The 25,645-nt window shown below is 71.6% G+C and carries 25 protein-coding genes and 2 pseudogenes; 13 read left to right on the top strand and 14 right to left on the bottom strand.

From position 1 onward, the window contains the following. Positions 1-6: 6 nt before the first annotated feature. A complete protein-coding gene (locus ACFVYA_RS09020) occupies positions 7-984 on the top strand; it encodes an ABC transporter substrate-binding protein (protein ID WP_387043898.1) in 978 nt (325 codons plus the stop codon). A 2-nt stretch (positions 985-986) separates the two neighbouring features. After that, a complete protein-coding gene (locus ACFVYA_RS09015; RefSeq protein WP_387043896.1) occupies positions 987-3,071 on the top strand; it encodes an iron ABC transporter permease in 2,085 nt (694 codons plus the stop codon). 7 nt (positions 3,072-3,078) lie between these two features. On the opposite strand, the gene ACFVYA_RS09010 is transcribed toward ACFVYA_RS09015, so the two are convergent. Continuing rightward, a complete protein-coding gene (locus ACFVYA_RS09010) occupies positions 3,079-3,567 on the bottom strand; it encodes a MarR family winged helix-turn-helix transcriptional regulator (protein ID WP_387043894.1) in 489 nt (162 codons plus the stop codon). A 64-nt stretch (positions 3,568-3,631) separates the two neighbouring features. On the opposite strand from ACFVYA_RS09010, the gene ACFVYA_RS09005 reads away from it, so the two are divergent. Beyond that, on the top strand, positions 3,632-4,063 hold the full coding sequence (locus ACFVYA_RS09005) for a DUF6069 family protein (RefSeq protein WP_387043893.1): 432 nt from the start codon (positions 3,632-3,634) through the stop codon (positions 4,061-4,063). On the opposite strand, the gene ACFVYA_RS09000 is transcribed toward ACFVYA_RS09005, so the two are convergent. Continuing rightward, entirely contained in the window at positions 4,060-4,875 is an 816-nt protein-coding gene (locus ACFVYA_RS09000) for a hypothetical protein (RefSeq protein ID WP_387043891.1), read from the bottom strand. The genes ACFVYA_RS09005 and ACFVYA_RS09000 overlap by 4 nt on opposite strands. 158 nt (positions 4,876-5,033) lie before the next feature. Further along, on the bottom strand, positions 5,034-5,627 hold the full coding sequence (locus tag ACFVYA_RS08995; protein WP_387043889.1) for a TetR/AcrR family transcriptional regulator: 594 nt from the start codon (positions 5,625-5,627) through the stop codon (positions 5,034-5,036). Positions 5,628-5,708: 81 nt separating this feature from the next. Here ACFVYA_RS08995 and ACFVYA_RS08990 point away from each other — a divergent pair, with 81 nt between their 5' ends. Then, entirely contained in the window at positions 5,709-6,917 is a 1,209-nt protein-coding gene (locus ACFVYA_RS08990; protein WP_387043887.1) for an alpha/beta fold hydrolase, read from the top strand. 13 nt (positions 6,918-6,930) lie between these two features. On the opposite strand, the gene ACFVYA_RS08985 is transcribed toward ACFVYA_RS08990, so the two are convergent. After that, on the bottom strand, positions 6,931-7,878 hold the full coding sequence (locus tag ACFVYA_RS08985) for an SDR family NAD(P)-dependent oxidoreductase (RefSeq protein WP_387043885.1): 948 nt from the start codon (positions 7,876-7,878) through the stop codon (positions 6,931-6,933). 93 nt (positions 7,879-7,971) lie between these two features. Between ACFVYA_RS08985 and ACFVYA_RS08980 the strand changes: the two genes are divergently transcribed. After that, entirely contained in the window at positions 7,972-8,826 is an 855-nt protein-coding gene (locus ACFVYA_RS08980; RefSeq protein ID WP_387043883.1) for a helix-turn-helix transcriptional regulator, read from the top strand. Here the strand turns inward: ACFVYA_RS08980 and ACFVYA_RS08975 are convergent. Beyond that, the gene (locus ACFVYA_RS08975) at positions 8,745-9,401 is read right to left on the bottom strand and encodes a hypothetical protein (RefSeq protein WP_387043881.1); all 657 of its coding nucleotides are present in this window, start codon (positions 9,399-9,401) and stop codon (positions 8,745-8,747) included. The two genes, ACFVYA_RS08980 and ACFVYA_RS08975, sit on opposite strands and share 82 nt — an antisense overlap. Before the next feature lie 39 nt (positions 9,402-9,440). Next, complete coding sequence (locus ACFVYA_RS08970; protein WP_285990172.1) at positions 9,441-10,406, bottom strand: Lrp/AsnC family transcriptional regulator; 966 nt, start codon at positions 10,404-10,406, stop codon at positions 9,441-9,443. Positions 10,407-10,521: 115 nt separating this feature from the next. Between ACFVYA_RS08970 and ACFVYA_RS08965 the strand changes: the two genes are divergently transcribed. After that, positions 10,522-11,961 (top strand): FAD-dependent monooxygenase, encoded by a 1,440-nt coding sequence (locus ACFVYA_RS08965; RefSeq protein ID WP_387043879.1) that lies wholly within the window; start codon positions 10,522-10,524, stop codon positions 11,959-11,961. A gap of 199 nt (positions 11,962-12,160) precedes the next feature. Next, positions 12,161-13,309: a hypothetical protein gene (locus ACFVYA_RS08960; RefSeq protein ID WP_387043877.1), complete on the top strand. Its 1,149-nt coding sequence runs from the start codon at positions 12,161-12,163 to the stop codon at positions 13,307-13,309. A gap of 86 nt (positions 13,310-13,395) precedes the next feature. Here ACFVYA_RS08960 and ACFVYA_RS08955 read toward each other — a convergent pair. Next, positions 13,396-14,217 (bottom strand): annotated as a pseudogene (locus tag ACFVYA_RS08955) (carboxylesterase family protein); the annotation flags it as partial. Positions 14,218-14,232: 15 nt separating this feature from the next. Here ACFVYA_RS08955 and ACFVYA_RS08950 point away from each other — a divergent pair. Further along, a pseudogene (locus tag ACFVYA_RS08950) lies at positions 14,233-15,133 on the top strand (helix-turn-helix transcriptional regulator). A gap of 217 nt (positions 15,134-15,350) precedes the next feature. Then, positions 15,351-15,791, top strand: coding sequence for a YybH family protein (locus ACFVYA_RS08945; RefSeq protein ID WP_387043875.1), 441 nt, complete (start codon positions 15,351-15,353; stop codon positions 15,789-15,791). A 35-nt stretch (positions 15,792-15,826) separates the two neighbouring features. Here the strand turns inward: ACFVYA_RS08945 and ACFVYA_RS08940 are convergent, their stop codons facing one another. Next, positions 15,827-16,423 carry a TetR/AcrR family transcriptional regulator gene (locus tag ACFVYA_RS08940; protein WP_387043873.1) on the bottom strand — a complete coding sequence of 199 codons (597 nt, stop codon included), beginning with the start codon at positions 16,421-16,423 and terminating at the stop codon, positions 15,827-15,829. Between the two features lie 87 nt (positions 16,424-16,510). Between ACFVYA_RS08940 and ACFVYA_RS08935 the strand changes: the two genes are divergently transcribed. The 3 genes from ACFVYA_RS08935 to ACFVYA_RS08925 are packed head-to-tail and all read left to right on the top strand — an operon-like array spanning position 16,511 to position 19,876. Further along, on the top strand, positions 16,511-17,737 hold the full coding sequence (locus ACFVYA_RS08935; protein WP_387043871.1) for an amidohydrolase family protein: 1,227 nt from the start codon (positions 16,511-16,513) through the stop codon (positions 17,735-17,737). Next, positions 17,734-18,588: an alpha/beta hydrolase gene (locus tag ACFVYA_RS08930; RefSeq protein ID WP_387043869.1), complete on the top strand. Its 855-nt coding sequence runs from the start codon at positions 17,734-17,736 to the stop codon at positions 18,586-18,588. The genes ACFVYA_RS08935 and ACFVYA_RS08930 overlap by 4 nt, the downstream gene beginning before the upstream one ends. After that, the gene (locus ACFVYA_RS08925) at positions 18,578-19,876 is read left to right on the top strand and encodes an NAD(P)/FAD-dependent oxidoreductase (protein WP_387043867.1); all 1,299 of its coding nucleotides are present in this window, start codon (positions 18,578-18,580) and stop codon (positions 19,874-19,876) included. The genes ACFVYA_RS08930 and ACFVYA_RS08925 overlap by 11 nt, the downstream gene beginning before the upstream one ends. Before the next feature lie 128 nt (positions 19,877-20,004). On the opposite strand, the gene ACFVYA_RS08920 is transcribed toward ACFVYA_RS08925, so the two are convergent. The 5 genes from ACFVYA_RS08920 to ACFVYA_RS08900 form a co-directional block, all read right to left on the bottom strand. Further along, entirely contained in the window at positions 20,005-20,751 is a 747-nt protein-coding gene (locus tag ACFVYA_RS08920; protein WP_387043865.1) for an SAM-dependent methyltransferase, read from the bottom strand. A 184-nt stretch (positions 20,752-20,935) separates the two neighbouring features. Beyond that, on the bottom strand, positions 20,936-21,772 hold the full coding sequence (locus ACFVYA_RS08915; protein WP_387043863.1) for a hypothetical protein: 837 nt from the start codon (positions 21,770-21,772) through the stop codon (positions 20,936-20,938). Positions 21,773-21,917: 145 nt separating this feature from the next. Beyond that, positions 21,918-22,190, bottom strand: coding sequence for a hypothetical protein (locus ACFVYA_RS08910; protein WP_387043861.1), 273 nt, complete (start codon positions 22,188-22,190; stop codon positions 21,918-21,920). Positions 22,191-22,245: 55 nt separating this feature from the next. Next, positions 22,246-23,295 carry a serine hydrolase domain-containing protein gene (locus ACFVYA_RS08905; RefSeq protein WP_387043859.1) on the bottom strand — a complete coding sequence of 350 codons (1,050 nt, stop codon included), beginning with the start codon at positions 23,293-23,295 and terminating at the stop codon, positions 22,246-22,248. Positions 23,296-23,547: 252 nt separating this feature from the next. Then, positions 23,548-24,396 carry a LysR family transcriptional regulator gene (locus ACFVYA_RS08900; RefSeq protein WP_387044058.1) on the bottom strand — a complete coding sequence of 283 codons (849 nt, stop codon included), beginning with the start codon at positions 24,394-24,396 and terminating at the stop codon, positions 23,548-23,550. A 91-nt stretch (positions 24,397-24,487) separates the two neighbouring features. On the opposite strand from ACFVYA_RS08900, the gene ACFVYA_RS08895 reads away from it, so the two are divergent. Continuing rightward, complete coding sequence (locus tag ACFVYA_RS08895; protein WP_387043857.1) at positions 24,488-25,222, top strand: SDR family oxidoreductase; 735 nt, start codon at positions 24,488-24,490, stop codon at positions 25,220-25,222. Between the two features lie 140 nt (positions 25,223-25,362). Here the strand turns inward: ACFVYA_RS08895 and ACFVYA_RS08890 are convergent. Then, positions 25,363-25,645: carboxypeptidase-like regulatory domain-containing protein (locus ACFVYA_RS08890; protein ID WP_387043855.1), on the bottom strand; the 283-nt coding region annotated here is incomplete at its 5' end.

The raw sequence follows: 25,645 nt of genomic DNA, 5'->3' as shown, positions 1-25,645 counted from the left end.
AGAGACATGCGGATCACCCGGCTGCTCCTCGGCCTGTCCGCGGCCGCCACGTTCTTCGTGGCCGGCTGTGGGACCACCGAGGCGCCCACGAGCAACACCGCCGCCACGAGCGGCGCCGGCCCGGTCACGGTCGTCGACTCGCGCGGCAAGGAGATGCGGCTGCCCGGCCCGGCCAAGCGCGTCGCGGCGACCGAGTGGAACGCCGTCGAGCACCTCGTTTCGCTCGGCGTCATGCCGGTCGGCGTGTCCGACATCAAGGGCTACGGCCAGTGGGTCAGCGCGGAAAAGCTCGACGGCACGCCGAAGGACATCGGCACCCGCGGCGAGCCGAGCCTCGACACGCTCGGCTCGCTGGGGCTCGACCTGGTGGTCGTCACCGACAGCGTGACCGAAGGGGCGCTCGAGCAGATCGAGGCGAAGGTCCCGGTCGTCGTCATCAACGGCGGCAGTGCCCAGGACCCGGTCGCCGGCATGTACGCCGGCTTGGACGTGATCGCGAAGGCCACCGGTACCGAGGCGAAGGCCGCGCAGCTGAAGGCGGAGTTCGAGCAGAAGCTCACCGCGGGCCGCGCCGAGGTGGAGAAACGGGGTGCCCTGGGGCAGAAAGTCGCCTTCTCCGACGCCTACGTCACCTCCGGCTCGGTCAGCATCCGGCCCTACACCAAGGGTGCGCTGGTGTCCGCGGTGTTCGGCCGCCTCGGCCTCGAGACCGCCTGGCCGATGGACGGCGACGCGGTCTACGGCCTCGCGCAGGCCGACGTCGAGGGCCTGACCCGGCTGCCCGACGTCCGGTTCTGGTACATCGCCAACAACGCCGACGGCGACCCGTACCAGCAGCAGCTGGCGGGCAATGCGATCTGGACGAGCCTCCCGTTCGTCAAGAGCGGCAAGGTGCACCGCTTCCCGGATTCCCTGTGGATGTTCGGCGGGCCGAAGTCCATGGCGCAGTTCGTCGACGCGGCCGTCGCCGCGCTCGAGAAATAGCGGTGGTCACCCGGACCGGGCCCCGGCCGCCCGTGGTCGCCGTCCGGCGGCGCGGGCGGCTCGCGCTGCTCGGCGGCGGGCTCGCCGCGCTGATCCTGCTGGGTTCGGCCGTGCACCTGACGCAGGGCACCGCGAACCTGGACGCGCCGGACGTGCTGCGGCTGGTGTTCGGCGGCGGGACCGGCGACACGGCCGCCGTCGTGGTCGAGTCGCGGTTGCCGCGCTTGCTCGCGGCGCTGGTCGTCGGGGGCGCGCTCGGCGTGGCCGGCGCGGTGCTGCAGTCGGTGTCCCGCAACCCCTTGGCGTCGCCGGACACCCTGGCCGTCAACGCCGGAGCGCACCTGGCGGTCGTCGCCGTGGCCGCGTTCGGCCTCTCGCTGCCCGTGCTCGGCGCGACCGGGGTCGCGTTCGCGGGCGGGCTGGCCGCGGCCGTGTTCGTGCTCGCGCTGTCCGGGACGGGCGGCACCGGGATCGTGCGGCTGGTGCTGGCGGGCACCGCGATCGCGCTGGCCCTGGTTTCCGTGACCCAGGTCCTGTTGCTGTTGTACGCCCAGGAAACCCGCGGTCTCTTCGCCTGGGGCGAGGGCTCGCTGGAGCAGAACGGGCCGGCCGGCATCCGCACGCTCGGTCCCGTCGCCGGCGTGGCGCTGGCCGCGCTGCTCGCCATGGCCCGGCGGCTCGACCTGATCCACGTCGGCGACGACCACGCCAGGACGCTGGGTGTCCACATCGGACGCCTCCGGTTCGCCGCGATCGCGCTGGCCGTGCTGCTGGCCGCGACGGCGGTGACCCTGGCCGGCCCCATCGGGTTCGTCGGCCTCGCCGCGCCGGCCGTGGCCCGGCTGCTCGCGACCGTGGTGCCGGGCCTGCACCGCCACGCCGCGCTGATCCCGTGCTCCGCGGCCCTGGGCGCGGCGCTCCTGCTGGGCGCCGACGTGCTGCTCCGCGCGATCATCGGCCCGCAACGAGCCCTCGAAGTACCGACGGGCGTCGTGACGACCATCCTCGGCGCGCTCTTCCTCGTGGTCCTCGCCCGCACGGCCCGGATCACCTCGGCGACCGCCGGACCGCCCGCGGCCGGCGCGCGGGGCGGGGTGAGCGCGGCCCGGTACCGCGTCGTCCTGGGCGTGCTGGCGCTCGCGGTGGCCGGCGTCGCCGTGGGCGCGGTCCTGTTCGGGGACGCGAAGCTGCTGCTGGGCGACGTCGTCAACTGGGTCACCGGCCAGGCCGGCCCGATCGTCACCGGCGTGCTGGACACCCGCGTCCCGCGCGTGGTGGCCGCGCTGCTGGCGGGCGCGGCACTCGCGCTGGGCGGCGCGCTCACCCAGGCCGTCGCCCGCAACCCCCTGGCCGAACCGGGGATGATCGGCGTCGTCGGCGGGGCGGGCCTCGGCGCGGTCGCCGTGCTCACGGGCGTGTCCGGCGTCGGGTTCTGGACGCTGACCGGTTCCGCGGGCGCGGGTGCCGCGGTGGCGATGGCCGTGGTCTTCGCCGTGGCCGCCCGGGGCGGGTTCACCAGCGAACGCCTGGTGCTGATCGGCTTCGGCGTGCACGCGGCGTCGCAGGCGCTGGTGACGCTGCTGATCACCCTGTCCGACCCGTGGAACGAGACCAAGGCACTGACCTGGCTCGGCGGTTCGACCTACGGCCGGACCTTCCCGCACCTCGTGCCGATGGCGCTCGCGCTGCTGCTGGTGGCGCCGGTGCTGGTCCGCCTGCGGCGCGAGCTCGACCTGCTCTCGCTCGACGACGAAACGCCACGGGTACTGGGCGTGCCCGTGGCCCGGACGCGGTTGCTGCTGCTGTCGTGCGCCGTCCTGCTGACCGCCGCGGCGGTCGCCGGCATCGGGGTGCTGACGTTCGTCGGGCTGGTCGCCCCGCACGCGGCCCGCGCGATCGTGGGCAGCCGGCACTCGCGCCTGCTGCCCGCGGCGGCGTTGCTGGGCGCGATCTTGGTCTGCGCGGCGGACACGGCCGGCCGCACCGTCATCGCCCCGGGCCAGCTCCCGGCCGGCCTCATGACCGCGATCATCGGCGCGCCCTACTTCGTGTGGCTCCTGTACCGCCACCGGACCCGGGCCCGCTGACCGATTCCTACCGCCGTTTGAGCACTTCCGTGGGCAGCCCGAGGGTCTCGACGATCCGCCCCACGGCGTCGCCGACCCCCACGAAGTCGTCGCCCAGCGGATCCAGCACCAGATGGCGGACCATCGCGACGTGGCCGGGTGCGGAGGCGGCCAGGTGGGCGCGGCCGGCCTCGGTCAAGGTCGCGGTCGTGAACCGGCGGCCCTGGCCGGTGCAGACCTCGCGCGTCACCCAGCCCCGGTCCTCCAGGCGTGCCACCGCGTGCGAAATCCGCGGCAGTGACCCGTTGGCCATCTCCGCGATCTGGCTCATCCGCAGGCGTTCGTCCGGCACCATCGAGAGCCGCGCCAAGATCATGTAGCCCAGCAGCGTCAGGTCGGCGTCCCGCAGCAGCTGGCTCTCCAGCGCGCCCGGCAGTGTGAGCAGGACCTTCACCAGGTTGAGCCACGCTCGCTGCTCGCCTTCACCGAGCCGGGGAAACGGTTGGTCGTCACGCACGGCTTGACTTTAACACGCAACCCAACCTACCGTTTGGGTTGCACGTTAAACCCAAGGAGGAGCGATGCTCACCACCGCCAAACCGGCCGCCCCCACCGCCACCACTGCCGTCCGCCTCGGCTTCGCCCTGTTGGCGGCGGCCGCGGTGAACACCGTCATCGCCCTCGGAGCGGTGGCGCTCGACGACGGCGGGATCCGCATGGGCCTGTCCCCCGCGTCCTACCTGCCGGCCACCGCCATCGGGCTGCTGCTGGGCACCGTCGGCTGGTTCGTGATCGCCCGCCGGGCGCCGAACGCGCTGCGCGTGGTCGTCCCCGCGGTCCTCGTCCTGACCTGGGTGCCGGACCTGATGCTGCTCAACGTGGGCGCCACCGCCGCCAACGTCATCGGGCTGATGCTCATGCACCTGGTCGTCACCGCGGCGGTCGTCACCGCACTCCGCCCGACCCTGACGCCGGCCGCCGGCGCCGTCCAGCCGGTCGGGACGACCGGCTAGCTCGCCGAGAGAACGGTGCGGGAACCCAACCGGCCCTTCTCCGGTTGCCGGGTGACCTGACCCGCCGCCACGGCGGCGGTCAGCGCGCCGACGGCGTCCTCGGCGCGGTAGATCGTCTCGAGCAGCGTGAACCGCTGCAGCTCGGCGACGGTGCGGGAACCCCGGTCCAGTTCCCCCAGCAGCGCCCGCCGCAACGGCAGCAGCTGCGGGGTGAGCGAGATGTCGACCAGCGCGCCTTCGGTGTCACGCGGGTCGCGGTACCGGATGCCCGCGAACTCGTCCGCCGCCCACAGCTCGTTCTTGAACGTCGCCAGGTGCCGGCTGTCCGCCGTCGCGAACACCAGCAACCGCGCGGTTCCGTCGTCGGCCACGAGGTCCACGGCCACCACGCACTCGAGGCCCGCCGCGCGCAGCCGTTCCCGGTGATCCGTGCCCGGCTCGGCCGAGAGCAGGACTTCGTGCGCCTTGCCCCGCACCAGTGACGGCGGCCAGGCACCGGACAGGTGCGCCAGCATCGGCCCGGCCACCCGGACCTCCCGGAGGTCGTCGACGGTCCGGACGGCCAGCCCCGCCGGAGCGCCGCCCGGCGGGACCGGCCGTCCGACGAGGACCGCCTCCAGGTGGTGATCGTCCAGCCGGTCGGCGAACTCACCGAAGACCCGGAAGGCGTCGGCGGCGAAGTCCCCGCACTCGACGTAGGCGGCCCCACGCGGCGACCGCAGCACGGTCGCCGTCCACGCGTCGAGGTACCGCACCAGCACGTCGCGTTCGACGGAAACGTGCGGGTCGGGACGCCGGACACGCTCGGCCACGCTTCCGGTTGTACCGCACTCCCCCACCGGTCACCAGAAGGACCACCCGGTCGCGGCGACAGGGGCGCGTGCCGGGCCGGTTCAGAGGAACGCGAGGAACGGCAGCCAGGATGGCGACCACACGGTCCACCGTCGGGCCATCGGCCCGGTGGTCCCCGCTAGGAGAGGCCGAGTGAGCGGGAGAGGTGCGTGGCCCACCAGCGGAGCTGCGGTCCGCTGGCCGTGGCCGCCCGGCCGGTCAAGCCGGCGCTGCGGCGGAACACCGGACCGTAGCGGGACTCGGTGACGAGGGCCTGGTGGAGAGCGGCCACGGCGAGCCTGGTGTCCTCGATGTCGGCCGCGTCGGCGCGCAGTGCGTGCAGCGCGTCGACCACCGGGGCGAGCATCCCCGAGCCCCGGTCCCGCCAGCCGGCGGCGTGCAGCGCCACGGCCAGTTCGCCGTAGCCACCGCGGTAGAACGCGGCCAGGGTGTCGACGAGCTCACCGAGGTCGGCACCGCGGTCGAGCCAGGACCGCAGCACCTCCTCCACCCCGGCGCGGATCTTCCGGCCGCCGTGCCGCAGCAGCGCTTCCAGGAGGTCGTCGCGGCTGCCGAAGTGGTGGCTGATCCCGGCGTCGGTCATGCCGACACGCGCGGCGACGGCGCGGACGCCGACGGCGGCGACGCCGCCCTCGGCCAGGATTCCCTCGGCGGCGTCCAGGATCAGGCGCCGGGCCTCGGCGGGAGGACGGCGCACACGCGGAGAGGTCACGCTACCACCATACCTTGACCAGCCAAGGTATCGCGGCCTACCGTCTTACCTTGATGTCACAAGGTAGAGGGGGGCGCTGCCATGACCGAGGCCACAGGTACCCGGGCGCGACGCCTCGCCCGCCCGGACGCGGTCCTCGAAGGACAAGAGGCCGGCGCCGGGCCGACCCTCCTGCTGTTGCACGCCGGCGGTGAGCGGCGCGGGGTCTGGACGCCGGTCACCGAGGTCCTCGTCGGGGCCGGGTTCCGGTGCGTGGCCTTCGATCAACGCGGTCACGGTGACAGTGACGGCTCGCCGCGGACGCTCGCGCTCTGCGCGGACGACGTCGCGGCCATGCTCCAGGCCGAACCGCCGGGATGCGTGGTCGTCGGCGCCTCGCTGGGCGGGCTCGCCGCCATCGCCGCCCTCGGCGATCCGGCGATCCGGGCCCGGGTGGCGGGTCTCGTGCTGGTGGACGTCGTGCCCGGCCTGGATCCCGGCCGGGTCCGCCGCTTCCTCGCCGCGGGCGGCCTGCTCGACCCGCACGCCGGGCTCGTCGAAGACATCCTGGCCCGGGTTGCCCGGCTGCGAGAGGTCACCGCCCGGCTCGGCCTGCCGGTCTTGCTGGTGCGCGGCGGCGACGGGTCGCCCGTCACCGACGACGACGTCGACGGGTTGCTGCGGCAGGCTCCGCACGCCGCGGTGACCCGCATCCACGAAGCCGGGCACCTGATCGCCCGGGACCGACCGGTGGCGCTGGCCGAAACCATCGCCGCCGCCACCGCCGAGTGGCCAGCGCTCGCGCTCCTGCGCGAGCTCGGCGCGGAGCAGGTCGGCCACCCCGGCGGCCACCTCCTCGACCACCTCCGGCGCGTCCGCGATCAGGTGGCCGCGTGGGGCGGGAGCCGGCGCGCGCGCCTCGCCGCGCTGTGCCACGCCACCTACGGCACCGACGGCTTCCCGCACCCGCTGCTGCCGCCGGATCGCCGGGCCCGCCTGCGCGCGGCCATCGGCGACGACGCCGAGGCCCTCGTCCACCGCTACGGCGTGTGCGACCGGAGCCGGACCTACGCCCACCTCGGCGCGACACCGCTCCCGCTCACGGACCGCTTCACCGGCGAGATCCTCCCCCTGGCCGCCGACGACCTCACCGACTTCGCCGTCCTGACCATCGCCAACGAACTCGACGTGGCCCGCACCGCCCGGCTCACCACCGGAACCCGCAGCGGCATCCGCACGCTCATCACCGCGCTGGGCGCCTATGTCCCCGGCATCAGCAGCCGGGCCCTCGCCGACCCGGCCCTGCGCTGACCGCGCCGTGGGTTCACCTCGGGCTACGCGACGCGGCTGCGCGTTCCAGCAGCTCGGCGGTCGCCTCCCACAGCCGCCGCTCCCGATCGCGGTCGTGGGCGACGGGCTGGGCCTCGGTCAGCTTGGTCTTCACCACGAACGCGCCGTCACGCAGGTGCGCCCACCGCTCGTCGAGGGCCATCGCGGCCAGCAGCGGCCCCGAGCGCTGCGGCGTGGAGACGCCGGGAATCCGGCCCAGGGCACGGCTCATCGCCTGCAACACCGCGGGGGCACCGCGGCCCAGCGCCGTGCCCGGCATCCAGCCGGGCTCGAACACCGACACGGTGATGCCCGGGCCGGCCTGGCGCTGCAGCTCGTGGGCGTAGTAGAGGATCGCGAGCTTGGCGTTGGAGTAGGCGACGCCGGAGGCCGCCATGCCCGGGGTCTGCTCGCCGTCGGCCGGGCGGGCCAGTTCGACGGGGTCGGCCCACTCGGCTGCGGGCACGTGCAGCAGCTTGCGCCAGAAGTTGGCGTGGTAGGTGTTCGAGCCGACCAGCACGACCCTCGCCGGGGCGGTGAACGAGGTGAGCAGGTCGCCGATGAGCTGCGCGTGGGCGAGGTGGTTGACGGCGAAGGTCAGCTCGTAGCCGTCGGCCGAGGCCCGCCGGGTGTCGGGCGACATGGTGCCGGCGTTGGCGACCAGCGCACGCAGCGGACGGACAGCGCCGGCGGTCATCAGCTCGCGGGCGCCGGCCGCGGCGGCCCGGACGTCGGCCAGGCTCGCCAGGTCGCACCCGATCTCGTGGACCCGTGCCCCGAGCGCACGAGCTTCGCCGGCGACGGCGGTCAGGTCACGTCCGGCGCGGCCGACGAGCAGCAGGTCGGGGCGTTGCCCGTCCGGGCGGCCGGCCATGGCCAGCACGGCGTGGCGGCCCAGGTTGCGCGTGGGGCCGGTGATGAGGACGGTTCCGGGTTCGGTCATGGCGCCAGCCTGCGAGCACGGCCGTGGCGCAGCCAGTCGTCCGGTTTTCGTAGGACTGCCAGGACCAGGACAACCGGGGCGGACTGGTCCAGAATGGACTGTGTGGAAGCGTGGGAGTTCGGCCGGACGGTGCGCCGCTGGCGCGACCGGGCGGCGCCCGAGGCCGTCGGCGTGCCGACGGGCCGCCGGCGCCGGGCCAGCGGGTTGCGCCGCGAAGAACTGGCCGCGCTCGCCGGCATCTCGGCCGACTACCTGACCCGCCTCGAGCAGGGCCGCGCGACGGCGCCGTCGACGCAGGTCGTGGAGTCACTGGCCCGCGCGCTGCGCCTGGCCGACAGCGAACGCGACCTGCTCTACCGGCTGGCCGGGCACGCCCCGCCCGGCCCGGACGTCGTGCCGTCGCGGGTCACCCCGAGCGTGCAGCGGCTGCTCGACCGGCTCTCGCACACGCCCGTGGTCGTCTACGACGCCACCTGGACGCTCGTGCTGGCCAACGCGCCCTACGACGCGCTCATGGGCGACACGACGTCCTGGCGCGGCTTGGACCGCAACGCCGTCTGGCGCAACGTCACCCGGCTGCCATCGAGGGTCGTACACACCCCGCGGGAACAGGCCGAACACGAAGCCCGGCTCGTGGCCGACCTGCGCCTGACGGCGTCGCGCTACCCCGCCGACCGCGCGCTGCGGCGCCTGATCTCCGACCTGGCCGCCGGCAGCCCCCGCTTCGCCGAGCTCTGGGACACCGCGGCCCCGCCGCCCTTGCCCGACCCATCCCGGCGCAAGACCATCGACCACCCGGCGGCCGGCCCGATCACCCTCGACTGCGACACCCTGCTCGTCGCCCTGGACGACCTGCGCATCACCGTCTACACCGCCGAGCCCGGCACCGAGGACGCCGACCGCCTGGCCCTCGCCACCGTCCTCGGCACCCAGTCGCTGCAGCCCTGAACGCGAAGCGCCGGTGCCACGCCGCCGGCGGACACCACGAGCGTGAACGGCCAGCGAACCTCCTCGGTCTCGGCCGACATTCGCCGGCGCGAAACGATGTCCAGCTGCTCGTCCGTCAACCGCCCGCCAGTGGCGATGCAGCATCGCACGATGGACCGCACCTCTCGGTTCGCCGGGTCCGGCCGCAGGTCCCGCTCCCACAGTTTGAGCGCGTGCAGCGCAGCGCGACGCGACACGTCCGGGGTCGAGGCGTACCAGTGCCCACCCATCCTGCTCGGTGGCGGATCGCCGGGTGAAGGCCCACGCCGGCCGAGTCGCTTCTGCCTCACGCGTGCGTCGAGGTAGGAAGCAAGCTCCTCGTGCCACACTGCGCGACTGGCCTCCAGCTTCTCGAGCGCCCGCAACAGAGCCGATTCGTGGTGCTGGTACGGCCCGGCCAGCTCACCGAGAAAGCTCAACGTCGCCCGGTGGCCGATCGGGTGGAACAAGCCCACACACGAACACAACGCCGCGACCCGCCTGCCGTGCGCCAGCTGCCCGTCACGCACCCGGCGCGCCCGCTCGGTGAACCCCATCGGCAGACAGTACCGATCACAGCGGCCCGATGGCGGTCGCTACGTCGGGTGTGCGGCCTGCTTGACGGTCCTGATCACCGGTGCGGTCTCGACGTGGGTGATGGCCGGCAGCATGGCCACCCGGGTGGTCAGGTACCGGTACAACTCCCGCTGACCCGCGCACGCCACGCTCGCACAGAGGTTCGTCGGCCCGGTCGTGGCGGCGGCGAACGCGATCTCCGGGTGTGCGGCCAGCGCCGCACCGGCCTCTTCCAGGTGGGCGGGGGCGACCGAGAGCCAGAGCAGGGTTCGAGGGCCGACCCCGAACAGGCGCCCGTCGACGTCGATGTCCAGGTACAGCACCCCGCGTTCGCGAAGCTCGGCCATCCGGCGCCGGACCGTCGTCGGCGACCAGCCGGTCACCGCGGCCAGGTGCTCGAACTCGGCCCGGCCGTCGGTGGCCAGCGCGGCGAGGAGCTTGCGGTCGGAGTCGTCGAGCCGCACCGGTCCCGGCCGGTGCGGCACCGGGAGCGGGCGCAGCCGCTCGATCGCCTCCTCGTCCAGCGACCCGAGCTTGGCGACCAGGTTGTCCGGGCCGCCGTAGAACGCGTGCAGCACGGAGTGCGCTGTCACTCCCTCCACGCGCGGGGTGCGCGGGAGTTTGGCCAGCAGCAGCGCCTCGCTGTCGGCCTCGCTCTCGGTGCGGACCGTGCAGGTGATTTCGGTGCCTCCGGAGGTGATGCTCACCCAGGACGTGTCGGGGCGCCGCGCCAGCGCCTCGGCGACCGGGACCGACGCGGCGGGCGCGCAGCGCACCCGCAGGAACCACAGCACCGCGCCCATGGCCGTCGGGTCGACTCCCCCGATCACCCGCACCGCCCCCGCCGACCGCAACCGGGCGTACCGGCGGGCGATGGTGCGATCCGACACGCCGAGAACCTCGGCGATCGTGCTGAAGGGGGCACGGCCGTTGATCTGCAACGCGTGCGCGAGCCGGCGATCCAGTTCGTCGTAGTCGGATTCCACCGTCTCGAGCGTAATCGGCGTCGGATATCGGCTCAACCGAGCCGGTATCTGGCGCGACTGGGCGGACGAGCGCAGCGTTGCCCTCATCCCTCGAGACACCACCAGGAGAGCAACCATGGACACCGATGTGCTCATCGTCGGCGCGGGCCCGACCGGCCTGACACTGGCCAACGAACTGCGGGTGGCGGGCGTGCCGGCCGTGCTGGTCGACAAACTGCCGCGGCGCAGCGCGTTGTCCAAGGCGGGCGGCGTGCAATCCCGCACCCAGGAGGCATTCGACCAGCGCGGCTTGCTGGAACCGTTGCTGGCCACCGGAAACCACCCGATCGGCACCGCGCACTTCGCCGGTATCACGCTCCCGCTCACCCGGGACAGGCACCGCCGTCCGTGGCGGTCCGTCCCGCAGGTGGTGATCGAAGGATTCCTCGAAGAACACCTTGCCGCACAAGGCATCCACGTGCGACGTGACCACGAACTGACCGGAACGACCCAGGACGGGGACGGGGTCACCGCCACCTTCGCGAGCGGCGGCGTCATCCGCTCGCGGTACCTGGTCGCGGCCGACGGTGGCCGCAGCACGGTGCGGTCGCTGCTGGGCGCCGAGTTCCCCGGCCGGCCGGGCACGGCGACCGTGGTCGCCGCCGACGTGCGGTTGAGCGGCGACGACCAGGCGATGACGCACACCCGCAGCGAGGACGGGCACTGGGCGTCGGTGTTCCCGCTCGGCACCGATCCGCAGGGCAGGCCCCTGCGGCGGCTCTCGCTGGGCGGGCCGGGCCGGTCACTCCCCCGGGAGGTCCCGGTCACCGAGGACGAGATCGGCGAGGGGCTGCGTGCGGTTTTCGGCCCCCGGGTGCAACTGCTCGAACTGTGCTACGCCCGCCGCATCACCAACGCGGCCCGGCAGGCCGCGCGGTACCGGCACGGACGGGTGTTCCTGGCCGGCGACGCCGCCCACGTCCACCTCCCGATCGGCGCACAGGGCATGAACACCGGGATCCAGGACGCGCTCAACCTCGGGTGGAAACTCGGCGCCGCGGTGCACGGCTGGGCCCCGGAACACCTGCTCGACACCTACCACACCGAACGCCACCCGGCCGCGGCCGCCGTGCTGCGCAACGTCCAGGCGCAGAGCCTGCTGATGGACTGGGAAGGCACCGGCGACCCGGATCTGGCGGCGGCCAAGGACCTGTTCGCGGCCCTGGTGCGACTGCGGGACGTGCAGTACCACCTCGACGACATGCTGTCCGGGATGGGCATCCGCTACCCGATGCCGGGCACCGAGAACCAGCCGCTCGTCGGCCTTCCCGCGCCGGACCTGGACCTCGGCCCGGTCCGGTCGCACGAGCTGCTGCGGCGCGGACGCGGCGTCCTGCTCGATCCGGCCGGCCGGTTCGCCGAGGTCGCCGCCCGCTGGCAGGACCGGGTGCACCGCGCGGGCCAGGGCGCGGACACCGAGCCGATGCTCATCCGGCCGGACGGCTACGTGTGCTGGGCAGGCAACGCGGACGACCTCGAACCCGCGCTCGTCCACTGGTTCGGCGAGCCCCGCTGATCGGCAGCGTCCCCTCGGTCGCGGACCTTCCGACGCGGCGGCTCCTAGTACTTTCGGCCGATGTCCGCACCGCCGAAACCCTCCGAAAGACGTGAGCCATTTCGGGGTTCTTGCCCCGGTGCCGGTTCCACCGCCAATCGCCGCCCTACTGTGGCGGCGATTGGTGATCTTGAAACGGACCAGCAGAGGGGAAATCACCTTGCCCAAGCGGACCGGATTCCTCGGCCACACGCTCGCGGCAGCGGGAACCGTGGCGGCACTCGCACTCGCCACGGCCGTTCCCGCCGGCGCGGCCACGCCATCCACCGTCGAGCAGGATGTCGCGCAGCTGTACCAGGACGTCGTCGACCTCTACAACGGCTTGCCCGCCGACGCGCTGCGTGGCGTCGACCGGCTCATCGAGTCGCCCATTCCGCGAATCGGGCCGCGGAGCCGGGCCGCGCAGGGCCCGATTCCGGGTTGCACCGAGGGTTCGCTGCTGACGTACGCGAACAAGCTCGCGTCACAGCTGACCCCGCTCGAGAACAAGGCGCTCGACGCACTGTCCGGGCTCAGCCAGCTCTACGTCCAGGGCGTCACATCCGACAAGAGCCCTCAGGTCTTCGGCACCGACGGCCAATACACCTCGCGCGCCACCGACACGATCGACAAGCTGCGCGGCTTCTGGGACATCGAGAGCTGGAACATCCAGCTCGTCGCCTGGAAAGGCACCGACCTCGGCAGCCAGGCGAAGATGGCGCAGACCTTCAGCCTCGGTCTCGCGCCGGCGAAGGTGAAGAACGCCGCCGCGCTCGCCACCAAGGTGCTCTACGAGGTCCCGGCCCTGCAGGGCGGCCGCAACCCGCTGATCACCCTGAACGCGTTCTCCGCCCCGGCCGGCAGCCTCGGCGGCAAGCGCGTGGCGCTCGGTGACGGCCTGCTCGACACGGTCGGCGTTCTCGGGTTCGACGACGTCTCGGTGGAGTCCGTGGTCGGGCACGAGTACGGCCACCAAGTCGACTTCGCCCACGACAACTACCCGCGCAACGAGTCCTCCGAAATGGGTCCCGACGCCTACGGCGGCTACTTCGTCGCGCACGCCAAGGGCTTCGGCTGGAACGCCCGCACCCAGCAGGAGGTCGCCTACCTCGACGCCTCCATCGGTGACTGCTACCACAGCCACGGCACCCCCGACCAGCGCAAGGCCGCCGGCGCGTGGGGCGAGAAGCAGGCGACGAGCCAGGCCAACCCGAACCGGATCATCCCGTCCGCCACGATGATCGAGAAATTCCAGAAGGTGTACCCGAAGCTGATGCCACCGGCCACCGACCAGCCGACCGGAGCCGCAGTGGCCGCGGCTCACGGCTGAGCCCTGATTCCTGACGGCGGGCCGTATCCCTGCGGTGAGGGAGACGGCCCGCTGTCGCATGCGAGGCCCATCCGGAGCGGCCTCCGTCAGCTTCCGAGGATCTCCGCCACGGGTTGTCGCGGGTGGTATGCGGCCCAGCCCGGCTTCCCGGTGCCGGCGAACCCGACCCAGGCGGCGTGCACCCGGGCCGCGAGGCCGTCCGGGGCGGGGCCGGGGCCGAGCAGGGTGGTGTCACCGTGCAGCCAAGGCTTGTCGGCGATGTCGAAGACGAAGGGCAGCTCGACGGTGTGGGTGGCGCCGAGTCGTCCGTTCAGGGCCGTCGAGCGGTACCCGAACGAGTAGACGTGGGTGCGGCTGCCCGAGATCCGTGCGTGAGCTTGTGCCATGCGGGCGGTGCCGGCTCCGAACAGGGCCTCCCCCAGCACCGCGGAGCGCAGCTCGCCCGGTGTCGCGTTCGGCAGTGCCGCGCGGTGCGCGGCGACCTCGGTCTCCGGCTCCGCACCCACCCTGGCGGCGAGGGCGAGCACGTCTGCCGTCGTGGAGGACTCCAGATGGCCTTGCGGTACCAGGTAAAGGTGTCCCTCTTCGGTGTTGGTGCCGATCAGCAGGTCGACGTCGCGGGCGGGGCCGTCCGCGAGGCTCTCGGCGGGCTGGACCGCGAGGACGAGGCTGAACGGGCTGAGGCCGGCCAGCGGGTCCGTGGCGGTGCCGGTGCGCAGGTCGAGTCCGGCCAGCGCGGGCAGGATCTCCAGGAACCGCTCGTCCGGGATCGCGGCGAAGGCTTCGGCGGTCGGTTCGACGCCCAGCGTGGCGGCCGCCGCGGCGGTGACCCGGTGCGCCTGTTCCGGGGTGAAGGCGCCGGTGCCGCTGCCGCTCTGGATGATCGCCCGCCGGAACAGGCCCTCTGCCCGGATACTGGGAGCATGGACGGACCTGGCCCACTCGGCGATTTCCTGCAGGCCAGACGGGCGCTGCTGCGACCGGAAGACGTCGGTCTGCGTGATTTCGGGCCCCGCAGGCGGGTGGCCGGGCTCCGGCGCGAGGAACTGGCCCAGCTGGCCGGCGTCAGCGTCTCGTACTACACGAGGTTGGAGCAGGGGCTGTCCCGCGGCGCCTCGGCCGAGGTGCTCGAGGCGATCGCCCGCGCCCTGCTGCTCGACGACCACGAGCGCGAGCACCTCAACCGGCTCGCCGGCGCCGCCAGCCACACTCCCCGCGCGCCGCCCCCGGCCCGAGAAGCTCGCCGACGAGACGCGCGACCTCCTGCGCGCCGTGGACGGCGTCCCGGCGCTGGTGCTCGGCCGGCGCACGGACGTGCTGGCGTGGAACACCCTCGGGCACGCCCTGCTGGCCGGCCACCTGGACTTCCACAGCCCGGACAACCCGGCGGGGCGGCCGAACATGAGCCGGATGCTGTTCCTGGACCCACACTGCCGGGAGCTGTACACGGACTGGAAGCGCAAGGCCCGCGCGGTGGTCGGCAACCTGCGGAGCACCGTCGGCAAACACCCGCAGGACCCCCTGCTCGCCGAGCTGGTCGGCGAACTGACGATGAAGAGCCCGGAATTCGTCGCACTCTGGGGCGACCACCGCGTGGCACCCTGCGACGCCGCGTCCTACGAACTGCACCATCCCGTCGTCGGCACGGTGACCGTCACCCAGCAGACACTGTCGATCGCCCGCTCACCGGAACAGTCGCTGATCGTGTGCACGCCCCCCACCGGCTCCCCCTCCGAGGAGGCTCTCGCGCTACTCGGGCAAACGACCAGCGGCCAGGCGCCTCACACGGGCAACGTCGGTGCTCCCGTGCGAACACTCCGCTAGGCGGGCCGACCTCAAACAGTTAAGTAGTTACTTGACCAATGAGCCTGTCGGAGATAACTTAAGTACATGCTTAACCATGCTGAGCCGCAACGCTCCTACAACGCGACCGCCGCGCGGATGTTCGGCGCCTGGGCGGACCCCGCCGCGAAAGCACCCGGCTGGTCCTCACCGAGCAAGGCACCAGCGCCCGGCTGGACAAGCTCGGCAAGGAGCTGAAGTGACCGCCGGCCCGCGGGCGGTGATCGAGGCCCGCGTCGCGGCGGTGGCGGCGAAGGACCTGGACGCCCTCCTGGCCTGCTACGCCGAGGACGTCACGCTGTTCGACGCGGTCGGTCCCCTCCGCGACACCGGCCGGGACGCGGAACGGGCCCGGCTGCGGGAGTGGTTCGGCGCCTACCGGTCCGCGATCGAGCTGGAGATCCGCGACCTGGACGTGGTCGCCGACGGCGACGTCGCGTTCGCGTCCTACCTGTTCCACGTCCGCGGGACCATGGTGGACGGAACCGACGTGGCGATGTGGGTACGCTCGACCGCCGGGCTCCGCCGCGACGACCACGGCTGGAAGATCGTCCACGAACACAGTTCGGTGCCGTTCGACAGCGCGACCGGCGAGGCGCTCACACGGCTGCGGCCCGACTCCGGCACTGCGGCGGGCTGACGCCGATCTCGCGGTGCCGAAACGCGGCTACCCGCTCAAGGCCCCCCGCGTGCCCGTGGAACGGACCGGCCCTTGCTCATGCGCAGGATCAACGCGACCGCGTCCTCCGAGTGGGCTGCCGGAGTCAGCACCTCCTGCAGGAGCAGGCCACGCATCGCGGCGATGGTGACGGTGGCCAAAGTCGACGCTTCCCCGGTGCCGAGCCCTTCGCGTTCCGCGAGCGAGGCCAGCATCTTGGCCAGGTCGTCGAGTGAGTCGATGAACTCGCGAAAGTCCTCGGGGTTGTACGCGGCGAGCCCTACGACGTGGAAGAAGCCGCGGACCCGCGACAGCTGCTCCGGGCGCGTGTAGGCCCGCCAGATCGCCACGACGAGGTCGTCGAAGGTGCCTTGCCGGGCGGTCTCGAGCAGCGCCTCGTTGTCACGCGATCGCTGCGCCTCGAGCATGGCCGCCAAGACGCCCGGGAGTGACCCGAAGTGGTACCGCAAGAGGGCGTGGCTGGTCTCGGCCCTGGCGGCGATCTCGCGGAGCGACACCTCCGGCGAGGGAAGGCCCTCCTCGAAGGCGTCGAGAAGCCGGGCCAGGAGACGCTCGCGGGCGTCGCCGTTGCGTTCCGTGCTTGACAGGACCACTCCCACAGTTTATCCATTGGAAAAGAAACTGGCTACGCCGTGTTGCTCCCCCATGGTCGCAGTCGGCACCGAGGGAGGGAACGACACGTGGGACTGTCTCAAGTGGTCGGCGCGACGGTCGTCGACGGATCGGGTCGCGACCCGGCCGACGTCGACGTCAGCATCGAAGACGGGCACATCACTCAGGTCGGTGCCACCGGCGCACGCGGCGAGCGCCTTGATGCCGAGGGGCTGACGATGACGCCCGGCCTGATCGACGCGCACGTCCACCTGGGCTTGTCGAGCCCGATCCAGCCGCAGTTCTCGTTCCGGATCAGCGCCGCCGAGCTCGCGGCGGACATCTTCGCCGCGGCCGGCGCGACGCTCGACGCCGGCTTCACCACCGTCCGGGACACCGGCGGGGTCGACGGCGGCCTCGTCACCACGATCGCGAAGGGCAAGGTCCGGGGCCCGCGCGTGCTGTCGTGCGGACCGGTTCAGTGCCAGATCGGCGGCCACGGCTACTACGGAGCCGACTGGGAACCCACCGAGCTGTGGAGCAGCCACCACCTGCCCGGCCTGTGCGCCCTGTCCGCGATGTCCGGCAACGCGGACGAGCTGCGGCGCAACGTGCGCGAGGCCTTCCGTCGCGGAGCCTCCTTCCTGAAGCTCTGCGTGACCGGCGGAGTGGTCGGCGCGCACGACCGGCTGACCGACACCCAGTTCACCGTCGAGGAAATCGCCGTCGCGGTCCAGGAGGCCGCGGCGCGGGGCACCTACGTGACGGTCCACGCCCACAACAACGACGGCATCCGGAACGCGGTCGAGGCCGGGGTGCGTTGTGTCGAGCACGGCACCGACCTCGATGAACCCACCGCCACCCTGATGGCTGCTCGCGGGGTCGCCCTCGTGCCCACGTTCGCCGTCGTCGAGCAGCTGCTGCACGACACCGCCGGGGCCGGCCTCGACGAATCCACCCGCGATCGGGTGCTGGGTGTTCGTGAGCGGATGACCGAGGCGCTCGCCGTCGCCAAGGAGGCCGGGGTACGGATCGGGCTGGGTTCCGATCTCATCGGCCCGGCGCAGGAGCGCCGAGGCGAAGAGCTCAGGCTGCGCGCGAAGCTCGAAACACCGATGGACGCTCTCGTGGCGGCCACCAAGACCAACGCCGAGATCCTCGGCCTGTCCGGTCGAGCCGGTGTCATCGCTCCCGGCGCGCAGGCGGACCTCGTGTTGTGGAACGGCAACCCGGTCGAAGACCCGGAGCTGTTCGCTGATCCCGCCAATGCCGTCCTCGTCCTCCAGGCCGGCCGAGTTGTGAAGGACCTCCGATGAGCACCATGTGGCAGGGCTGCCTCGCCGACACCGACTACTTCGAGCTGCGTTCCGGCGGCGGGCACGACTACGGCGTCTGGGTCACCACACCACCGGGTTACGACCCCGCCACGACGCAAGCGCCTGCCGTGTACGTGCTCGACGGCAACTGGGCCGTGGGCATGACGGCTCCGCTGATCGTCACCCAAAACGACCCCATGCAGCAGATCCAGCCCTACATCCAGGTCAGCGTCGGCTACGCGGGCGAGGACGCCCAGCACTGGGCACGGCTGCGCAACAGGGACCTCGTGCCACCCGGAGAGCCCATCGCCCAGGAGTTCATCGACGCCGTGGAGACGGGGATCCGAAGGGGCGCGATGACCCGCGAGGAAGCCGACGCCTACCTCGCCGAACTGCGCGACACCCAGGCCGACGCGTTCCTGCGCTTCCTCACCGCGGACCTGCACCCGCGGATCGAACGCGACTACGGCACCGCCGCCGGCGGTCACGGCCTCTTCGGCTACTCCTACGGGGGGCTCTTCAGCCTCTACACCTGGCTCACCGGCAGCACGCTCTTCGAGAGCATCGGCGCGGGCAGCCCCGGTGTCGTCGGTGAAGACAGTCAGATCTTCGCGATGCTCGAAGAAATGGGTGACAGCCTGCCGGCCGCCAAGCTTCACGTGACCCTCAACGACCGAGAGCTTCTCGGAGATCTGGCCGTCTACCAGAACCTCACGAAGAACGCCGCCACCGTGCTGCACCGCCTGACCGCCCGCGGCGGTGCCGTCACCAGCGCGGTCCTGCGCGAAACGCACGTGACCGGCCTGCAGGCCTCGTTCCTCAGCTACCTCAGGACCTGCCGTGCCCGGTGAGCGCCCGAGTGCCGATGCGGTCGTGATCGGGGCCGGGGTGATCGGTTCGTCGATCGCCCTCGAGCTGGCGCGGGCGGGGAACCGCGTTGTGGTGCTCGATCGGGCCCCAGGGGCCGGCCAGGGGTCGACCTCGGCATCGAGTGCGATCGTCCGGTTCAACTTCTCCACCACCGCCGGGGTGGCAACGGCGTGGGAGGCGCACTTCGGCTGGCTCGACTGGGCCGGCCACCTCGGGCACGACGTCGGCGACCTCGCGGTGTTCCGCAAGAGCGGGCTGGTCGTGCTGGACGTCGAGGCGGCTCCGCGTACGTCATGGCTCCCGTTGTTCGACGAGATCGGTGTTCCCTACGAGGAATGGGACAGCGCGACCTTCGCCGAGCGCGTTCCCGGCATCGACGTCGGCCGCTATTGGCCGCCGAAGCGGCTCGACGACGAGGAATTCTGGGAGCACGCGAACCACTCGCTCGGTGGCGTGTACACCCCGGATGCCGGTTACGTCTCGGACCCGAGCCTCGCCGCCGTGAACCTCGCCGCCGCGGCCTCGGCGTGCGGGGCGGAGTTCCGCTTCCGCAGCACGGTGACAGCGGTGGAGAAGACCGGCGGGCGCGTGACGTCGGTGCGCCTGTCGGACGGCACCCGGATTCCCTGCGCCGTCGTGGTCAACGCGGCCGGTCCGTGGTCGGGCGCGGTGAACCGGTTGGCCGGCGTGGGTTCCGGCTTCACCGTCGGGGTGCGCCCGATGCGGCAGGAAGTGGCGCACGTGCCGGTTCTGCAGGGCTATGGCGGCCCTGTGGTGGCGGACATGGATCTGGGCACGTACTTCCGCGGGGAAGTCGGAGGACACCTGCTCGTCGGCGGAACGGAACCGGAGTGCGATCCGCTGCAGTGGACCGACGACCCGGACACCGTCGACATCCACCCGACGGCCGCGGTCTTCGAGGCTCAGGTGACGCGGGCCGCGCGGCGGTTGCCCGACTTGGCGGTGCCCAACCGGGCGCGCGGCGTGGTGGGCGTGTACGACGTCGCCGACGATTGGACCCCGATCTACGACCGCACCGAACTCGAGGGCTTCTACGTCGCGATCGGAACGAGCGGCAACCAGTTCAAGAACGCGCCGGTGGTGGGGCAGCTGATGACGGAGCTGATCACCCAGGTGGAGAACGGCGTCGACCACGACGCGTCGCCCGTCCGGTTCCGGGCCCCGCGCACCGGCTTGGAGATCGACCTGGGTGCGTTCTCGCGTAAGCGCAACCGAAACACGGCGAACTCGGGCACGGTGATGGGCTGAGCCGGAACTGGGACGAGGCGTCGCACTGCCGGCAGCTCCGGAGACGCCCGGTCCTGCCGCCCAGTCTCAAATAGCCGATGTGAGTGAGTCCCGGTGCCGGGTCATCGGGACTCACTCGGCCGCCGGTGTCAGCGGTTCATCAAAGCGAAGACGCCCCAGCCGAGGTATTCGCGTTGGTAGCGGGCGTGGCGTACCGGAGCGGCGGTGAGTTCCGCGCGCATCTGCTCGGCCAGCTCGTCGTCGGGATGTGCGTCCAGCCAGCGGCGGGTGTTGAGCCACTGAGCCGCGACGTAGCGGTCCCAGCTGTCCTGGTCGGCCAGGACCATCTCCACGACGTCACAACCCAGCTCCCCGAACTGTTCCAGCAGCTCCGGCAGGAGACGGAAGTCGTCTTCACTGGTGGCGTGACAGCCTTCGACGGTGGCCTGGTCCGGGGGTTCCCTGCGCCAGAACGGTTCGCCGATCAGCATCATGCCGCCGGGGCGCAGGCTGCGCCGGAGCAGGTCCACGGTGCCGGCAACGCCGCCGCCGATCCAGGTCGCACCGACGCACGACGCGATGTCGACCGGGTCGTCGGCAACGTGATCCGACGCGTCACCATGGGTGAAGGTGACCTGTTCGGCGACGTCCAGTTCGATCGCTCGCGCCCGGGCCTTGGCCAGGAACACGGTGCTGATGTCGACGCCGGTTCCGGTGATGCGGTGATCGCGGGCCCAGGTGCACAGCAGCTCGCCCGAGCCGCAGGCCAGGTCGAGCAGCCGAGTGCCGGGTGGTGGGTTCAGCGCCTCGCCCAGGTCGGCCAGTTTCCGGCTGGTGAGCGGGTTGTGGATGCGGTGGCTGCTCTCGCGGATGGTGAAGCTACGGGGTAGATCCACTTCGGGAATTCCTTACGTCCAAGGGGTAGTGCACGGTGCTCAGCGCTGGGTCGGCCGTGGACGGCCGGGCTACCCGGACATTCATGAAATGCACCTCTTCGGACGGAAGGCCATCCGGTTCGACGGAAGGTTAGGTGGATCGCACGTACCGGTCCACCGGTTATCGCGTCCACCCCGAACGCACTCAACGATCCGAGGGCTCCGAGCCGGGAGGCAGCTCTGTGCCGGGCCATGACTGTGGCGCGGGACCGAACGCGCGCCGGGCGGCTCGGACCGCAAGGGCGGCGACGGTGGCGTTGGCGCCACCGCCGATCACCGCGCCGATGCCGAACGGCGCCACCCGGCCGAGCACGATGATGCCCTGCTTGGTGCCGTACTTGGTGACGAAGTTTTTGCCCAGGACGCTGTTGATCTGGTTCAGCGTCGTCATGGGCACCTTGCTGACGAGCTGGCGGGCCCAGTGCTGACCGGTACGCTCGGCGGCCTTGCCCACGATGGTCGAGGAACCGGACTGGCCGAGCAGGATCCCCATGACCAGCGTCCGCCGCCGTTCGATCTCGTCCAGCCGGACCCCGTGGACCTCGGCGACCGAGAGCACGAACAGGGTACTCAGTTCAAGCGAGGAGAAAGCCTCGCCCGCCGACAATGCCAGTGCGACCCCGGTGCCGACGGCGGGCGCGGCCGCGGTGGCCCCGACCGCGGCCCCGGTGCCCGTCAGGGCACTGACGTACATCCGCTCCAGGGTGCGCACGACCTCCACCGGTGTCGCCTCCGGATTGCGCTGACGGGCCCGGGCGATGTTCCTGCGCACCAGCGGCGCCTGCAAGCCGATGGCCTTGTCCAACAGCGCAAGAACCGGCTGCCGCGGCCCGCTCGACGCCGGCACCGGTCCTTCAAGGGCATCAGAGGCCACCGCGAGCTCCTTCGCGTCGTCACTTTGACGCCCAGTCTTGCAGCCGCCCGGCCGAGGCCCATCGAGCACCCACGCCCGCCGCATCGCGCTGCTGGGCCGGATCTTCACCGGAATCTCGAGGGTATGTCGTTTGGCGGCGACAACCCTCTGCGCCAACGGCCCGGCAGTCTGAAACCGCTGCCGCTGGTCGCGCTGTCGGCTCCGGCTCGAACGCGCGGCAGCCGACCAGATGCCGTTGGTCGCAGCCGAACGGTCAGGGCAGTTCTCGCGTCGGCAGCACCTTGCGAAGGTAGGTCGCCGACTCCTCATCCCCCAAAGCCAGGTAGAACGGCGTCGCACGTCGGGGAGCCAGGGCGGAAAGGGCGCAGTTCCGCCGTGCCGCCCAACCCAGCAGATAGCCGAGTACGCCATCGCTGTCGGCAGCGACCAGGAGATGATCCAAGCGGCGGTGGCGTTCGGCAACTGGATCACGGTCGTTGCCGGTTTCCGCCGTGATTGCGGTGTGGTCACGGCGGAAACCGAGCATCGGACCGTGGTGTTCACGGCGGGACGTTCATGTCCACCGGCGTTGCGGGGGTGGTTCAGCCCACGTTGGCCGCGGCCATGATGATGCGCTGTGCGGTCTGCGGGATGTCCCCACCCATGTGCAGGGTGTTCACCGAGTAGACCAAGCGGCGGGACAAGTCCAAGGTGGTGCCCATGCCACTGGCGTACCCGGGCCGGTCGCCGGTTTTGCCCCAGAACACGACCTGGCCGATGGTCATCTGGGCGAGCCCGCCGCCGATGTGTGCCGGTTTGTCGTTGCCGGGGTCGTCGTCACCGTCGTAGTCGGGGACGTCCGGGATCGCGAAGAGCTCGGCGGTCTGCGCCGGCGGCAGCAGCCGGCCGGACACCAGTGCGGTGAGGAACCGGTCGAGGTCCGGGGCATTGGAGATCATTTCCGCGGCGGCCCACTGGAAGGTGGGGTTGGCCTGGGTGATGTCGACGTAGTCGGTGTGCCCGCCGGTGGTGACCGCTTCGTATCCATGGGCGTGCGGGCCACGGATCTCGATGTCGGTGCCCGGTACCGAGGTGGCGGACAAGTGCAGCGGCTGGATGATCCCCTCGCGGATCGACGCGCCGTACGGGCGGCCGGTCACCTTCTCGATGACCATGCCGAGGACGAGGTAGGTGATGTTGTCGTAGTCCTGCTTGGTGCCGGGGGCGAACGTCATCGGCCGGCCGGCGGTGGCCAGGTCGATCAGCTGACGTGGGGTCCAGGTGTCGAACCGGTGGGCCAGGAACCAGGTCGGGTCCTTGTGGTCGATCCTGATCCCGGGGATTCCGGCGGTGTAGTTGAGCAGCTGGCGGATGGTGATCGGCGCGTAATCGGCGGGCAGCAGGTCGGGCAGGTAGCTCTGCACGGTCCGGTTCAGGTCGAGCCGGCCCCGGGCCGCCAGTTGCAGCACGGCGGTCGCGGTGAACGTCTTGGTCATGCTGCCGATCCGGAAGCGGCCCTCCGCCGGCACCGGCCGGCCGGAGTGGATGTCGGCGACGCCTGAGGTGCCCACCCACGTGCCGGCCGAGCCGCGCACCTGCACCAGGGCGCCGCTGGCCTCGTCGTTGGGCAGCCCGGCTATGGCCGTGCGCATCGCAGCGGGGTCCAGCGGTGGCAAGGTAGCGGCTGATGCTGCGGGGGCGAGGGTGGTGGCGAGCAGGAGGGTCCCGCAGGCGAGACCTATGGCGCGGCGTAATCCTGCGGAATTGCGAGGCTTCATGGTGAAAGCGTGTCGTATGGGACAACTCGTGCCATCCGGGACAACCCCGGTGCCTGCCCGGAGATTCGCCTGTAGCCCGGCATGGCGCCTCTGCTTCGGCGCGTCAGGAGTCTTGAAGGATCTTGGTTACAGGTGGGCTGCCGTGTGGACGAGCCTGGCGACGGCCAGGGAGCGGCTGTGCGCAGGCCAGGCGAGAACGGTGGTGACGGGAGATGCGCCGGTCAGGGGAACGGCGACATGTGCGCTCCACAGCCACGATCGGGCGGAGGCGCTCGTGACGGCGACGGTGTGCCCGAGGGCGATCAGCTGCGCCAGCTGCGACTGGTCGTGGATCTCGGGGCCCGGGCCGGGTGGGTAAGCGCCATCGTTGCAAGGCCAGCGGGCGAGCGGTGGATCCGCCAAACCGCTGATCTCAGCCATGGTCAGCGACGTCCGCGTGGCGAGGGGATGCCCCGCGGGCAGGATGGCGACCTGCTCCTCGGTAAGCAGGTCTTCGGTGTCGAACCCGGCGAGGTCGGCGAAGGGGCGCTGCATGAGCGCCACGTCGGCGCGGCCGTCTCGCAACATCCGCGCCTGTTCTCCCATTCCGCACACCAGCACGTCGATTTCGGCCGCGTCGGGTTCGGCGGCGTGGGTATCGAGAAGTTTCCGCAACAGCTCGTGATTGGCGCCGGCCTTCGTCGCCAGTGTCAGGCGGTTCGTGGAGGCCGCGGCGCGGCGGGTGCGCCGGGCCGCCGCCGCGGCTGCTTCGAGGATGGCGCGGGCCTCGTCGAGGAGCACCTGGCCTGCATCGGTGAGGGTGACGCCGCGGCGGTTGCGTTCGAGCAGAGTGACACCGAGACGCCGTTCGAGCTGCTGAATCGCCCGGGACAAGGGCGGCTGAGCGATGCCGAGGCGCTCGGCTGCCCGGCTGAAGTGCAGTTCCTCGGCGACGGTGACGAAGTACCTCAGCTCGCGGGTCTCCAGCGTGTCCACCGCACCACGATACTGCGGTGATACCGGACGGGTATGACAGCGCACCTGATCGGTGTTGGGACAGCGCTCGCCGGTGGGCAGGATCAAGGTCATGAGCGACAAGCAGCTCGCGTTGGTGACCGGCGCGAACAAAGGACTCGGATACGAGATCGCCGCAGGGCTGGGTGCAAGGGGCTACCGCGTGGCGGTGGGTGCCCGCGACGAAGCCCGGGGCGAGGCGGCTGTGAAGACGCTGCACACTGCCGGGGTGGACGCGTTCGCGGTCCCGCTGGACGTCACCAGTGACCGCAGCGTCACCGAGGCCGCGGAACTCATCGAGCGTCAAGGCGGACGCCTCGACGCTCTGGTCAACAACGCCGCCATCTCCGGAGAGATGGGACCGGGATGGAGGCAGGATCCGACCACGCTCGACCTCGACGTCGTTCGCAAGATCGTGGAGACCAACGTCTTCGGCGTGATCCGGGTGACCAACGCGATGCTGCCGTTCCTGCGGCGCGCGACGTCACCGCGCATCGTCAACATCTCCAGCAGCGTCGGGTCGGTGACCTTGCAGGCGGACCCGGACATCGAAGTCGGCCCGATCATGGCGGCCTACGCGCCGACGAAGTCGTACCTCAATGCCGTCACCGTGCACTACGCGCGACAGTTCACGGGCACGGACATCCTCATCAACGCCGCCTGCCCGGGCCTGGTCGCGACCGATTTCAGCGGCTTCCGAGGACGTCCACCTCAAGAGGCCGCGGCCACGGCGATTCGTCTCGCCACACTGCCTGACGGCGGACCGAACGGCTCCTTCTTCAACGACGACGGCGCCATCCCCTGGTGACCCGGACGGTCCAGCAAGCGGAGGCCCAGGGATCGTCCGTCGCCCCACCAAGCTCTTGGAACGCCGGCCGCGGTGCCCGCCGCTCACAGCCTGAACACCAGCGGGTCGTCTCCTCCGAGCCGAGGGAGACGACCGCTTTTTCAGGGCTGGGGCTCGACGTCGAAGACGAGTTCGCCGTACTCGTCGGCCCGGACGTCGGCAAGTCCGACGTCGGACCCGTAGGTCAGCCACCAGCCGGCCGGCGGTGTCACGCGGAGCTCGTATTCGCCGACCGGCAGCCCGGTGAACCGGAAGTCACCGTTGCGGTCGGTGCGGGTGGTGGCGCGGCGGTCGATGTCGTGCAGACCGACCACGGTGATCTTGACGCCCTTCAGGCCCTCGCCCGGGTCTTTGCGGTGGTCGCCGTTCTGCGCGGTGAAGCCG

This window comes from Amycolatopsis sp. NPDC058278 (genome assembly GCF_042881395.1).
Taxonomy (GTDB): Bacteria; Actinomycetota; Actinomycetes; order Mycobacteriales; family Pseudonocardiaceae; genus Amycolatopsis.
Note: the sequence above shows the minus strand (reverse complement) of the source record. Positions and strands in the feature narration are given on the sequence as shown.